The organism is Pseudomonas sp. MN1F (genome assembly GCF_009391885.1).
Taxonomy (GTDB): domain Bacteria; phylum Pseudomonadota; class Gammaproteobacteria; order Pseudomonadales; family Pseudomonadaceae; genus Aquipseudomonas.
This window is the reverse complement of sequence record NZ_VZII01000001.1, coordinates 1-13,480: the sequence shown is the minus strand read 5'-3', so window position 1 is coordinate 13,480 and position 13,480 is coordinate 1. Positions and strand designations below refer to the sequence as shown.

13 protein-coding genes and 1 tRNA gene are annotated in these 13,480 nt (G+C 63.5%); 3 read left to right on the top strand and 11 right to left on the bottom strand.

Annotated elements, in window-relative coordinates:
* The first annotated feature begins 189 nt into the window (after positions 1-189).
* Positions 190-402 carry a hypothetical protein gene (locus F6X59_RS00070; protein WP_152953857.1) on the top strand — a complete coding sequence of 71 codons (213 nt, stop codon included), beginning with the start codon at positions 190-192 and terminating at the stop codon, positions 400-402.
* On the opposite strand, the gene F6X59_RS00065 is transcribed toward F6X59_RS00070, so the two are convergent.
* From F6X59_RS00065 to F6X59_RS00035, 7 genes are all read right to left on the bottom strand, one after another.
* Positions 374-1,381, bottom strand: a complete 1,008-nt coding sequence (locus F6X59_RS00065; RefSeq protein WP_152953856.1) for a nucleoside hydrolase — start codon at positions 1,379-1,381, stop codon at positions 374-376. The two genes, F6X59_RS00070 and F6X59_RS00065, sit on opposite strands and share 29 nt — an antisense overlap.
* A gap of 74 nt (positions 1,382-1,455) precedes the next feature.
* Positions 1,456-1,854 carry a D-ribose pyranase gene (rbsD, locus tag F6X59_RS00060; protein ID WP_152953855.1) on the bottom strand — a complete coding sequence of 133 codons (399 nt, stop codon included), beginning with the start codon at positions 1,852-1,854 and terminating at the stop codon, positions 1,456-1,458.
* Entirely contained in the window at positions 1,851-2,759 is a 909-nt protein-coding gene (gene rbsK, locus F6X59_RS00055) for a ribokinase (protein ID WP_152953854.1), read from the bottom strand. Before rbsK ends, rbsD begins: the two co-directional genes overlap by 4 nt.
* A 9-nt stretch (positions 2,760-2,768) precedes the next feature.
* Entirely contained in the window at positions 2,769-3,791 is a 1,023-nt protein-coding gene (locus F6X59_RS00050) for a LacI family DNA-binding transcriptional regulator (protein WP_152953853.1), read from the bottom strand.
* A 4-nt stretch (positions 3,792-3,795) separates the two neighbouring features.
* Positions 3,796-4,791, bottom strand: a complete 996-nt coding sequence (locus F6X59_RS00045) for an ABC transporter permease (protein WP_152953852.1) — start codon at positions 4,789-4,791, stop codon at positions 3,796-3,798.
* Positions 4,788-6,341, bottom strand: coding sequence for a sugar ABC transporter ATP-binding protein (locus tag F6X59_RS00040; RefSeq protein WP_152953851.1), 1,554 nt, complete (start codon positions 6,339-6,341; stop codon positions 4,788-4,790). The genes F6X59_RS00045 and F6X59_RS00040 overlap by 4 nt, the downstream gene beginning before the upstream one ends.
* A gap of 20 nt (positions 6,342-6,361) precedes the next feature.
* Positions 6,362-7,318, bottom strand: coding sequence for a sugar ABC transporter substrate-binding protein (locus F6X59_RS00035; RefSeq protein WP_152953850.1), 957 nt, complete (start codon positions 7,316-7,318; stop codon positions 6,362-6,364).
* Between the two features lie 300 nt (positions 7,319-7,618).
* Between F6X59_RS00035 and F6X59_RS00030 the strand changes: the two genes are divergently transcribed.
* A complete protein-coding gene (locus F6X59_RS00030) occupies positions 7,619-8,707 on the top strand; it encodes an asparaginase (protein WP_152953849.1) in 1,089 nt (362 codons plus the stop codon).
* A gap of 185 nt (positions 8,708-8,892) precedes the next feature.
* Positions 8,893-9,135 (top strand): DUF1654 domain-containing protein, encoded by a 243-nt coding sequence (locus F6X59_RS00025; protein WP_054884963.1) that lies wholly within the window; start codon positions 8,893-8,895, stop codon positions 9,133-9,135.
* A gap of 3 nt (positions 9,136-9,138) precedes the next feature.
* On the opposite strand, the gene F6X59_RS00020 is transcribed toward F6X59_RS00025, so the two are convergent.
* From F6X59_RS00020 to F6X59_RS00005, 4 genes are all read right to left on the bottom strand, one after another.
* On the bottom strand, positions 9,139-9,564 hold the full coding sequence (locus tag F6X59_RS00020; RefSeq protein ID WP_152953847.1) for a GTP pyrophosphokinase: 426 nt from the start codon (positions 9,562-9,564) through the stop codon (positions 9,139-9,141).
* A 62-nt stretch (positions 9,565-9,626) separates the two neighbouring features.
* A complete protein-coding gene (locus F6X59_RS00015; protein WP_110638684.1) occupies positions 9,627-10,199 on the bottom strand; it encodes an SPOR domain-containing protein in 573 nt (190 codons plus the stop codon).
* A gap of 104 nt (positions 10,200-10,303) precedes the next feature.
* The gene (locus F6X59_RS00010; protein WP_152953846.1) at positions 10,304-13,219 is read right to left on the bottom strand and encodes an RHS repeat domain-containing protein; all 2,916 of its coding nucleotides are present in this window, start codon (positions 13,217-13,219) and stop codon (positions 10,304-10,306) included.
* A gap of 181 nt (positions 13,220-13,400) precedes the next feature.
* Positions 13,401-13,477, bottom strand: a tRNA-Val gene (locus F6X59_RS00005).
* Positions 13,478-13,480 lie beyond the last annotated feature (3 nt).

The window sequence follows — 13,480 nt, the reverse complement described above, 5'->3', positions numbered from 1 at the left end:
AAGTCTGCCTGATCTGGCCTGCATGGGCCAAAGGCAATCGTGACCGAATTTTACCGCCCAACCGACGAGCCGCTTGGTTTGCGCCGCAAAGTCATGATTTACTTTAGGAAGTGGAGGCACAGTGCCTTCTTCGAACGCCAGGGTCCGGTGTTCGCCCCTTCGCCCAAGGCCCCCCAGCGAGAGCCTCTCATGAGCAGCCACAGCATCGACGCCGATATCAAGGTCAAATGGGCCGAAGGCCAGAGCGCCTATAGCCCCAGCACGCCCGAAGAGTTGCTGTTGATCGCCATCGACCTGCTGGTGCGCGACCGCGGCGGCGAGGCGGCGCGCAGCTTCATCGACCAGGTGTTCGAGCGCTACGCGCCGCACACGGCTATGGCAATCGAGCCAGGCGCGCGCTGAGCAGGTCGAAAAAGCCCTGGGCGTCACCCTCGTTCACCCACAGCACATTGGCCGGCTGCTTGAGCACGCCGTACCAGTCGGCGAGGGTCTGGCCGAAGCTCGGGCCTTCGCGGCTGTCAACGCTCATGTGGATGCGCCGGCCGCTGAACAGTTCGGGCTTGAGCAGGTAGGCGATGACACTGGCGTCATGCACCGGGCCACCGGGCATGCCGTACAGGTCCATGTCGTGCTTGATGTACGCCTCGAGGATGTCGACCACCTTGTTGCTGGCCTGGTTGTTCACGGCGGCCAACTGCTTCAGGCGGGCGTCGCTGGTGAGCAGCTTGTGGGTGACGTCCAGCGGCAGGTAGGTCAGTTGCACACCGCTGGCCAGCACCACCTCGGCGGCATGGGGGTCGGCGTAGAGGTTGAATTCCGCCGCCGGGGTGATGTTGCCGCCATTGAAATGGGCGCCGCCCATGACCACCACTTCCTTGATGCCTTTGGCGATCTCTGGCTGCTGGATCAGCGCCAGGGCCAGGTTGGTCTGCGGGCCGAGCATGGCGATGGTGATGCTGTGGGGTTTGGCGTGGCTCAAGGTGTCGACCAGGTACTGCACGGCATTGCCTTCGGCCAAGGGCTTTTTCGGCTCGTGCACCGGCACGCCGGTGAGGCCTTCTTCGCCATGGACGTCGGCGGCGTAGATGGGCGGGCGCACCAAGGGCCGCCCTGCCCCCGCGTACACCGGGATGTCTTCGCGGTTGGCCCATTCACAGGCCAGGCGGGCGTTGCGCGAGGTTTTTTCCAGGCGCACGTTGCCGGCCACGGTGGTGATGGCGCGGATGTTGAGTTCTTCGGGGGAGGCCATGGCCAGGAACAGCGCGACCACGTCATCGGCACCGGGGTCGGTGTCGATGATCAGCTCACGCGGGGCGGCCTGGAGGGTGGTGGTGGTGGCTGCGGCCATGAGGGTCAGTCCTTGTAGCAGGGGCTTGAGCATGGGGGCACTCCTGTTGCCTCAGTGGTGTTTTCCGGGGCCGCTTTGCGGCCCAATCGCAGGCGCAGCCCTTGCCTTCAAAAGGTGACGCCGGATATCAGGGCAATGTTGCTGTACGGCTGGCACTCACCGGTGCGCACGATTGCCCGGGCGCTGCGCGACAGCACCTTGAAGTCCTCATGGCTCTGCCACTCACGCTTGCCCAGCTTGCCTTTCAAGCGCTCGATCTCGACCAGCGCCGGCGGCACTACCTTCTGCATCTCTTCGGCCAGCACATGCCGCTCCACCTGCAGCTCGCTCAACACCGCGCGCAGCACGCTGGCAAAATCCGGTATCCCCGCCGTCAGCGCCAGGTCGATCAGCTCGACACCGGGCGGCACCGGCAAGCCGGCATCGCCGATCACCAGGATGTCGCCATGCCCCATCCCGGCGATGGTCCGCGACAGGGCGACGTTGAGCAGCGTGGTCTTTTTCATGGGGTCAGCTCCGCCAGGTAAGGAATCGACGGCTGGGCTCCGGCACGGGTGACCGACAAGGCTGCGGCACGCTGGCCGAACGCGATGGCCTCGCCCTCCCCCTTGCCCTGCACCAGCGCAGCGGCAAAGCCGCCGATGAAGGTGTCGCCCGCCGCCGTGGTATCCAGCGGCTGCACCTGGGGCGCCGGGAAATGCTGGCTGCCGTCACGGCTGACGAACAGCGACCCTTGCGCGCCCAAGGTGATGATCACCTTGCCAGCGCCCAGCTGCAGCAGGTGCTCGCCTGCGCGGCGGGCACTGTCCAGATCATTGACCGGCTCGCCGGTCAACGCTTCGGCCTCGCTTTCATTGGGGGTGAGGTAGTCGATATGGGCGAACCAGTCCGCCGGCAACGGGCCGGTGGCCGGCGCCGGGTTGAGGATCACTTGCTTGCCCAGCTCGCGCCCTCTGGCCAGGGTCCAGGCCACGGTCTCGGCGGGCACCTCGAGCTGGCAGATGATCACTTCGGCTGCCTGCAGCAAGGCATCAAAGCGCTGCACCGACGCGGGCGTGAGCAGCCCGTTGCCGCCCGGGATGATGACGATGCAGTTCTGGCTGGCAGCGTCCACGGTAATCAGCGCCACACCACTGGACACGCCCGGGCACACGCTGACCGCCTGGCAATCGATGCCTTCCACTTCCAGCGCCTGGCGCAACTGCTGCCCATAGGCATCATCGCCGACATTGCCCACCATCGCCACACTGCCCCCCAGGCGGGCCACCGCCACTGCCTGGTTGGCGCCCTTGCCGCCGGGCACGGTGAAAAAGCTCTCCCCGGCCAGTGTTTCGCCGGCCCGCGGTAGCCGCTGGGCGCGGGCCACCAGGTCCATGTTGAGGCTGCCGACCACCACTACCTTGGCATGCATGGCTATTCCTTAGCGGTAATCATTGAACAGGTCCGGGCGCGGCCCGGTGGATTCGCGCAGCACGATGCGCGGGGCCACGATGCGCTGCTCAGCCGCCTCGCCACGCGGCGTGGCGATGCGCGACAGCAGCAAGGCGGCAGCATTCTCGCCCAGCTCGCGAATCGACTGGCCGACCGTGGTCAGCGGCGGGTACACATAGCGGCTCAGTTCGATGTCGTCGAAACCGATCACCGACAGCTCGCCCGGCACGTTTATGTTGCGCTCGGCAGCGGCGCGCAACACGCCGAAACCGATCATGTCGTTGCCGGCGAAGATCGCCGTCGGCCGCTCGCCATCAAGCAGCTGCGCGGCGGCAACATGGCCACCGGGGCTGGTGAAGTCGCAATGCAGCACACGGCCCGCCAGCACCTCGGCCTCGGCTTCAGCCATCGCCCGGCGGAAGCCGCTCAGGCGCAGCTGGGTAACGCCGGTTTCGGCCGGGCCGCCGATGTAGGCGATGTCGCGATGGCCCAGCTCCAGCAGATGGCGGGTCGCCAGGTAGGCACCCTGCTCGTGGTCGATACGCACCAGGTCGGCATCGACGCCTTCCAGTTCACGGTCGACGATGACCATCGGCGTGCGCACACAGGCCAGGCTCTGCAGCAGGTCGGCATCCTCGCCCACCGACGCCACCACCAGGCCGTCGATGCGCTTTTCCAGCAGCACGCGCAGGTAGCTGCGCTGCTTCTTTGGGTTGTCATCGGAGTTGCACAGGATCACGCAATAACCATTGCGCTCGCAGGCGTCCTCGATGCCGCGGGCCAGCTCGGCGAAGTACGGGTTGACGCTGTTGGGCACCAGCAGGCCGATAGTGGCCGTGCTGCGCGCCTTGAGCGAGCGCGCCACAGCGCTGGGCACATAGTCGAGCTCCACGATGGCCGCTTCGACCTTGAGCCGTACCTGCTCGCTGACCGGGCGGGTCTTGTTCAGGACATGGGACACCGTGGTGTAGGAAATGCCCGCAAGGGCAGCGACGTCTTTGATGGTTGCCATGTTTTCAGTTCCGCCGGCCTGCACGCCGGCTGCGATAAGTGTCGAGCACCACAGCGATGACGATCACCGCCCCGGTGATGATGCGTTTGGTGGGTTCCGACGCGCCGATCTGCGCAAGGCCGGCAGCCAGTACGGAAATGATCAGCACGCCGAAGAAGGTACTGATGACCGAGCCGCGCCCGCCCATCAGGCTGGTACCGCCGATCACCACAGCGGCAATCACCTGCAGCTCCAGGCCGGACCCGGCATTGGGGTCGGCGGCTTCCAGGCGCGAGATCTGGAACAAGGCGGCCAGGCCGGCGAGCAGCCCCATCAGGGCGAACACCAGCACCTTGTACGGGCGCGGGTCGATACCGGCCAGGCGCACGGCCTCTTCGTTGGTGCCGATGCCGATCAGGTAACGGCCGAACACCGTGCGGGTCAGCACCAGCTGGGCCAGCACGATCACCAGCAAGGCAATGATGAAGGCCGGCGAGATGCCGAAGGCGAGCGGATTGGAGAACCAGGCGTAGGCATCGCCGATATAGGCGGTGCGCGAGTCGGTGAACTGGTAGGCCAGGCCGCGGGCCATCTCCAGCACGCCGAGCGAGACGATGAACGACGGGATGCGCCAGGCCACGGTCACGCCGCCGGTAATGCTGCCGGCCAGGGCGGCGACCGCCATGCCAAGCAAGGCCGCGGGCAGCACGCCCCAGCCCCAGCCGAGGATCGCCACGCTGACCGTTGAGGCCGCCAGGGCCAGTACCGAGCCAACCGACAGGTCGATGCCGCCGATGATCAGCACGAAGGTCATGCCCACGGCCAGCACCATCAGGTCGGGGATCTGGTTGGCCAGGGTGCTGAAGGTGGCGTACGACCAGAAGTGGCTGCTCAGGAACGAGAACAGCACGATCATCGCCAGCAAGGCGCCAGCCAGGCCCAGGTAGGTGCCCAGGCCTAAGTAGGTACCGCTGCGGCGCACGGGGGCGCTGCTCGGGGTGTCGAGGGGTGTGGTCTTCATGCATCCATCCTGGGCGCTGCGTCATGCAGCAGGGCATCACGTTTCTGGTAGCCGGCGAAGGCAGCGGCCAGGAGCTGGTCCTGGCTCCAGTGCTCGCGGTCGAAGGTATCGATCAGGCGGCCGGCGGAAAGCACGGCGATGCGGTCGCAGATCAGCATCAGTTCACGCAGGTCGCTGGACACCACCACCAGGGCCTTGCCCTGGCGCGCCAGCTCGGCCAGCAGGCCATAGATGTCGAACTTGGCGCCGACGTCGATGCCGCGGGTGGGCTCGTCGAACAGCAGCACCTGGCAGTCGCGCTCCAGCCAGCGGCCGATCACCACTTTCTGCTGGTTGCCGCCAGACAGCTCGCCGACTGCCTGCGCCGGGCCGGCACTGCGGATGCGCATGGCGCTGATCTGGCGCTCGGCCAGGGCCTGTTCCGCCTCGCGGTCGAGCACCCCGGCGCGGGACACGGCGGGCAGGTTGCCCAGGGCGATGTTGGCGCTGATCGATTGGCTCAGCAGCAGGCCTTCGCCTTTGCGGTCCTCGGTAATCAGGGCAATACCGGCCTTTACCGCAGCCTTGGGCGAGTCGATGGTAACCGCCTTGAGCGGCTGGCCGATCTCGATGCTGCCGCTGTCGGCGCGGTCGGCGCCGTAGATCAGCCGCAGCAGCTCGGTGCGCCCGGCACCGATCAACCCGGAAATACCAAAGATCTCCCCTGCCCTGACCTGCAATGACACTTCGCGCACCTTGTCGCCGCGGCACAGCTTGTCGACCTTGAGCAACGGCGCGCCGATCGTGCGGCGGCCCAGGTCGATATGCTCGCCCAGTTCGCGGCCGACCATCAGGCTGACCAGCTCAGCACTGCTGTAGCGCTGGATCGGCTCGTCGCACACCAACTGGCCGTCGCGCAGCACAACGATGCGCTGGGCCACGCGCTGCAACTCTTCAAGGCGGTGGGAGATGTAGACGATGGCCACGCCGCGCTTGCGCAGGCGCTCGATCTGGGTGAACAGCAGCTCCACTTCGCGGGCGGTGAGCATTGCCGTGGGTTCGTCGAAGATCAGCACATGGCAGTCGCCGATCAGGTTGCGGGCGATCTCGACCATCTGCTGATGGCCGATGCCCAGCTCGCCGACCGGGGTGTCCGGGTCGATGGCGTCCAGGCCGACCTGGGCCATGGCCGCCGTGGCCAACTGGCGCAGGCGCCTGTGGCTGATCCAGCCGAAGCGGCTGGGCAGGTTGTCGAGGAACAGGTTTTCCGCCACGGTCAGGGTCGGCAGCAGGTTGAGCTCCTGCATGACCATGCGCACACCGAGGCGTTCGGCCTCGCTGCGGCTGGCCGGCGCGTAGGCCTGGCCGCGGTAGGTCATGTGCCCGGTGGTGGGGGTTTCCAGGCCGCAAATGAGCTTGGACAGTGTGCTCTTGCCCGCCCCGTTCTCGCCGGTCAGCGCCAGCACTTCGCCGGCGCGCAGGGCCAGGTTGACCTCGGCCAGCACCGGCTGGGCGTAGCTCTTGCCCAGGCCGCTGGCGGCAAGCACCACTTCATTGGCCGATGCTGGCATGGCCATCTCTCCTGCTGGGGTCAGGGCTTGGTGACCAGCTTGACCGGGGTCTGGATGACATTTTCGGCGTCGACGTTGGGCTTCTCGCCCTTGACCATTTTCAATGCCGCCTCGATGCCGAACACCGCCTGTTGGCTGGCGGCCTGGTCGAGGGTGGCGAGCACGCGGCCATCCTTGAGCATCGGCTTGATGGCGTTGATGTTGTCGTAGCCCACCACTTGCACCTGGCCAGCCTTGCCGGCAGCGCGCACGGCCGAGACGGCACCTACGGCCATGTTGTCGTTACCGGCCAGCAGCGCCTTGAGGTCGGGGTATTCGTTGAGCATGGACGCGGCGACGGCGTTGCCTTTGTCGATTTCCCAGTTGCCAGACTGCACCGAGACGATCTTCATGCCGGCGGCATCCATGGCGTCTTTGAAGCCGGCGGTACGCTGCTGGGCATTGGTGGTGGTCGACACGCCTTCGATGATGCCAACCTGGTCACCGGCCTTGAGCTTCTGCTTGGCCAGGTAGTCGCCGACCAGGCGGGCGCCCTGGCGGTTGTCGGGGCCGACGAAGGGCACGCTGATGCCTTTGCTCTTGAGCAGTTCAGGGTCCAGGCGGTTGTCGATGTTGATGACGATGACACCCTGGTCCATGGCCTTCTTCACCGCCGAGACCAGCGCCTTGGAGTCGGCCGGCGCAATCACCAGGGCCTTGGCGCCGGCGTTGACCATCTGCTCGACGATGCGGATCTGTTCACCGGTATCGGTTTCGTTCTTGATGCCGTTGGCAACCAGTTCGAAATCGTCAGGGTGGGCCTTCTGGTAGTCCTTGGCGCCGTCTTCCATGGTGCGGAAGAATTCGTTGGCCAGCGACTTCATGACCAGCGCGACCTTGGGTTTTTCCTCTGCATGGGCAGCAGACAGCGGCATGGCGAGGGACAGCGAGGACATGACGGCGAGCGCCAGCAGACGACCGGGGAACGGCAGTTTCATGGAAGATGACTCCGAATCTTGTGTTTTTTATCGGATCGCAAACGTTTGCGTTGGGTAACTATGGAAACAAGACCTGGTTTTGTCAAATCCGTTTCGCTGGCGGGGGCAGGACGCAGCAGGTGCTGATTATCCAGATTTTTCCGAAAAACCGAACACCTTTTCCTATGCTTGTTCGGAAATCCGAATGGAATACTGGCCGGACAACGCAGCGCGCCTGGCTCAAGCTTTCTGGTACGAAACCTGCGTTGAGCTTTGCGCGACACAGCAACCAGCTCATTAGGAAGAGAGAGAACAATAATTATGAATGCTGCACTGAAGTCCTTCGCCCCCAGCGCCCTGGCGCTGCTGCTGATCCTCCCCGCCACCGTCTCGGCAAAGGAAGCCGAAACCCAGCAGAAACTGGCCAATGTGGTGATCCTCGCCACTGGCGGCACCATTGCTGGCGCGGGTGCCAGCGCTGCCAACAGCGCTACCTACCAGGCCGCCAAAGTCGGTGTCGACAAGCTGATTGCCGGCGTGCCGGAACTGGCCGACCTGGCCAATGTGCGCGGCGAGCAGGTGATGCAGATTGCCTCCGAAAGCATCACGAACGACGACTTGCTGAAACTGGCCAAACGCGTCGCCGAGCTTGCTGACAGCAAAGACGTCGATGGCATCGTCATCACCCACGGCACCGACACCCTGGAAGAGACCGCCTACTTCCTCAACCTGGTCGAGAAGACCGACAAGCCGATTGTGGTGGTCGGCTCCATGCGCCCAGGCACGGCGATGTCTGCCGACGGCATGCTCAACCTGTACAACGCCGTGGCAGTGGCCAGCGACAAGCAGTCGCACGGCAAGGGCGTGCTGGTGACCATGAACGACGAGATCCAGTCTGGCCGCGACGTGAGCAAGTCGGTGAACATCAAGACCGAAGCGTTCAAGAGCGCCTGGGGCCCGATGGGCATGGTGGTGGAAGGCAAATCGTACTGGTTCCGCCTGCCGGCCAAGCGCCACACCAGCCAGTCGGAGTTCGACATCAAGCAGATCAGCAGCCTGCCGCAGGTGGACATTGCCTACAGCTACGGCAATGTGAGCGATACCGCGTACAAGGCGCTGGCGCAGAGCGGCGCAAAAGCGATCATCCATGCCGGTACCGGCAATGGCTCGGTGTCGTCGCGGGTAGTGCCGGCGCTGCAAGAGCTGCACAAGAACGGCGTACAGATCATTCGCTCGTCCCACGTCAACCAGGGCGGGTTCGTGCTGCGTAATGCCGAGCAGCCGGATGACAAGTATGACTGGGTGGTGGCGCACGACCTGAACCCGCAGAAGGCGCGGATCCTGGCGATGGTGGCAATGACCAAGACCCAGGACAGCAAGGAGCTGCAGCGGATCTTCTGGGAGTACTGATTCTGGTATGACTTGGGCTGGTGCGCTGCTTGCGCCGGCCCTTTCGCGGCTAAAGCCGCTCCTACAGGGGTATGCAGTACCTGTAGGAGCGGCTTTAGCCGCGAAGAATCCAGCACCGACCCAGTTGCGAAATAATTTGCCTTGAAATACTGTACGCACATACAGCACAACAAGGAATCGCCTCCGTGGCCAACACCGCCGAAGCAACCGCAAGCAGCTACCAGCAACTGGGCCTGCGCATCCAGAAGATCATCAACAACCCCCTCGCCCAGCGCAGCCGCGCCGCGCTGATCTTCCGCCTGGAACACGAGTCGCCCGATGACTGGGAAACCCTGCTCGAGGAAATCGCCGAGAACGACAACGTCACCCTCGCCCACCGCGACGACGGCGGCGTGCAGATCTTCTGGACCGTACCGAAGGAAGACTGACGCTCAGGCCAGCGCCTGCAGGTAGGCACTGGCCTCGCGGTAACGGGCCAGCCGCGCCAAATCGGCCGGGCCAGGGGCGGGAATACGCGAAAGGTCGCTATTGTCGGCCAGGTCGGCCAGCTTGACGGTGCGCGCCAGCGGGTCACTGCCCAGGCGCACGACGAAGTCCTGATAGCTCTCGCCCTTGTTCCGGCTCAGGGCCAGCAAGGCGGCGAGAATTTTCAGGGGGAAGCCCTCACGGGCCAAGTCGGAAAGGGTAAGCGACGTGTCTTCGATCACGTCATGCAGCACCGCGACGATGCGCTGCTCTGGCGTACTGACCCGCATCATCACCCGCAACGGGTGGAGGATATAAGCCGCCCCACCCTTGTCGTATTGCCCTTCATGTGCCCTGGCGGCCACGGCAATGGCCCGCTCCAGCGTAGACATGAGGCCCTCCCCGTTTGGCTAGTCTCAGGCCAAGCATAGCCGGGGAAGACTACAGATTACAGTTAACGCTGCGCACCATGCTGGATGACAATCGAATCGGTACCCAGCTTGGCCATCACCTCAGCCTTGCGTGCATCGGCCTCGGCCTTGCTCGGGAACGGCCCCATCAGCACCACCGGCTTGCCGTCACGGTATTCGACCGAGGACGGGATGCCCTTCTCGATCAGGCGTGCGGTCATGTCGGTCAGCGCACCCATATTGGCGCCCTGGATCACTTCGACATCCCAACCCTCGGGGGCCGGCTGATCGGCCAGCGCCTCGGCACGGCGCTGCAGGTCGGCACCGCCGCAGTATTCGCGGATACGCAGGTTGTTGCCGCCGTCATCGACGATGATTTCGTATTGGCCATCGGCGCCCTTGATTGCCACGTAGCTGCGGTAGGCCTCGTACTGGCCGGCATCGTCCTTGCCGCGCACCTGGCCGCAAATGGTGCCCTTGGTGTCGATCCGCACGTTGCCGAACTTGGCGGTCTTGGGGTTGTGCAGGTGCTCGGCAACCTGCTTGTGCACACCTTCGACCTCGTTCTCACAGCCCGCCAGGGCCAGCACTGCCAATACCACTGCCAGTTTGCGCACGCGTGTACCTCCAGATTCGAAGGGGCGGATTCTAGCACGAGGCACGGTACAGACCGATGGTCAGATTGGCGCAGCAGCGGCACCTGGCCCGAGCAAGCCAACCATCAATGCTTGAAGGCATGCCTTATTCTGGAAAGTAAATTCGGCCTTCGCACAGGCTGAGTAACGGTCGTCACCGGCCTTCGCTGATGGCCTCGTGCAGGTGCAGTCAAGTGCGTCGCTGGTGGGAGTTGCGCCTCGACTTCGGATCGACGCACCGTGTGCAGATCGCCTTCTCTCCCTTTGTAGATGTCCATGACTGCATCGTACTTATATCTGGCTTGCGCCTTGGCCTGCTGCTGTTTCGCTTTCACCTTGCTATCAACAAAGTCATAGATTATTTGATTGGCCTCTGCGTACAACTGGCTCACCCACTGAAAGCCCGTCTGCTCGACATCCCGCAACTGCCCATTGGCCTGGAACATTTCCAGAAGCAATACCGGCCTGTTTTGATTGAACGAAGAGGCGAGCTCTTCAAGACCTTGCGGCCAATGCGATTTCAGAAAAGCCAATACTGCCAGCCCCCTTTCTGCCCGATCATTGATTCTCCAGAATTCATTGACCTTGGCCATGTACGCTTGAGGATCACTGAACATTGTCATTCGCCAATCCAGTGACGCAGTGCTTCCATGCGAGGTTATTCGCGGCCTGTTGTTTTCAATGCGTGCTGCATAATCTGGCGGCGTTCGGTAATGCCCGGTCTCCGTAGTAATTCCATTCCCATCATAAACGCCTACAAAATCCGGAAAACCCTGCTCACCCGGCGGCCGAATGGACATATGCCTGTTCACCGTCGACACATAGGTGTTGTCACCCCAGATGGCGATAGCCCATGGCGGAGCTGAATCAAGCTGCTCACCCCACGCGACGAACCCCAAGGCATCGTGGTTCACATCGGTCATGACATCAGCCAGAAATGCCGATAGCACAGGATAAACCGGGTCCAACCCCTGTTGATCCTTGAACGTGACGGGGTTGTTGCGAACCATGCGATACAGGTTCAGCCCATCGACAACACCCGCAGGGTCAGCACTCAACCAGCGCCCCAGCCAAGGCTGGTAGTACCGCAACCCGTAATAGTACAACCCGGTGGCATCACACTCCTTCCCGGAGTAGCGCAAGGTCTTGTAATCCGCCTCCACCTCGCTACGTGCCGTCCACACCGCAGTACCGCCATAGGGGTAATACTCTTCCTGGCTGATGACCTCGCCCTGCTCATCCAGCTCCAGCTGACTGCTGCCCAGCAGATCGTCGAAGCTGTAGCGCAGCGAGTCACCGGTCAACCCATCGGGCCAATGCAGCAAGCGCACCTGCCCTCGCCCGGCACTGCCCACCGCAACCACTTCAAGCGCCTTCTGCGCGGCGCCGTCGAAAGCCTGGTCGCGCAGCTCGAGCCCAGGCAAGTACAAGACCCGGCGCTGCTGGATACCGTCACCGCTTTGCCGGGAAGTGATTTTCAACAGGCGCCTGCCAGCCCCGTCGTAGCGGTAATGCTCATTATCATCGCCCGTGCTGCGGGCGACCTGCACCACGCGCTCCAGTTCGCCACGCGGATTCCACTGCAGAGGCTGCCCCGCCTGTAACCACAGCGCGTGACCAGACTTGTCGAACATCCCCTCGATATCACCCGGCTCAAGACCCTCCTGCCAACGCATCGCACGATTGCCATGGGGCGAGACCACCAGCTGCGTGGTGTAGCTGTTGCCGCTGCCCGGCGCATTGTGACGGATGTGGGTCAAGTTGCCGCCGCTGTCGTACTGGTAGTCGCGCCGATAACGGGTAAACGCCTCGGGGCCACCCGCCAACGGCACTACTGCCGGCGGAACACCCACCCCCTGCTGACCGTGCGCCGCCAATTCCCGGCCGCACGCCTGCACCAACTGGTAAAGGCTGTCATGGATGAACGTGTTTTCTGCCGACACCTTTTGATTACGCCAGAACCGAGTAGTCTGCGCAGCGTTGCCCACGCTGGCCACGTTGCCCACGGGGTCATAGACGTAGCGCAGGCATTGCAGCAATCGAGCCCCAGCCGGATGGTCCTCCGGGCGTTCCGTCCTGATGGCTGACACACGCTGCGTCTGCGCTTCATATAGGTATTGGGTCAGTACGCCATTGCCATGCAGTTCCCGCTGCTTCTGCCCCACGGCTGTCCAGGTCAAGGCCTCAAGCACACGGCGCTCTTGCTCCTCGCCTTGCACACGCACCGAACAGCTGCTCAAGCGGCCAGCCACATCGTAGGCATGGCGCTGCCGATGCCCCCGCGCATCGGTTTGCGTCAGTGCCGCGCCGGTGGCGTCGGCGCTACACCCACTGACGTGGATGATGGGCTCCAGCTTTGCCTGCCAGCCTTGCTCATGCTCGCCAAGCCATTCAGGCCGCTCGGCGTCCCTCAGCATTTGCCGGGCAACGAGCAGTGGCGTCCCCGTCAAAGCGATGCTGCACACCTGCTGCAGGCCACCCGTGTCGTAGTGGCGCACACATTCGCCCAGCAGATTGCTCGCCCGCTCGACAGCACCGTCAAGCGCCCAGATCCAGCGCTCGCACACGGCACGCTCGGCCCCCTCTGCCTGCTCATCAATTGAGTGTAATCGCCCTGCCAAGGCAACCGACTGGTAATTCCAGCGACGGGTGACCCCCACGCCGCTGCGACGCATCAGTGACCGCCCTGCGCAATCGTCCAAGGCAAGCAGCGTGCCGGCATCGACACTCTGGGCACCTATCACCGCTCCGCTCAGAGCAGGCTGCAACAGCAGATTGGGTGGCGCATCCGGGGCCTCACGGCGGGATTGGGCCAGCCGCGGGTCCATGCATTGCACGTTGTGGCCACGTGCATCGAAATGAAGGTGGGTTACACGACAATCCGTTGAATCAGTGTTATCCGGATGACGGTGAAAACGAACACTACGGACGATCAGGCCCCGGTTATCGGAGACGCTGACTTCAGGCGTGAACTTGTGAAGCGACGCGTTGGCACCCTGCATGGAGAGGCTCCCCTCATCGGGATCGGCGGAAAACGCCAAGCAGCCTCACACAATGCCGCTACCTACTCCGTGGCGATGTTCTCGAACCATTCACTGCGAGATTAGCCATGCCTGAGAGAGTTGCCACGTCAAAGGGCGAAAATGAAAAAGGGCGACCCTTTCGGGACGCCCTTTTCAGATTTGGTAGGCACAATTGGACTCGAACCAACGACCCCCACCATGTCAAGGTGGTGCTCTAACCAACTGAGCTATGTGCCTGTC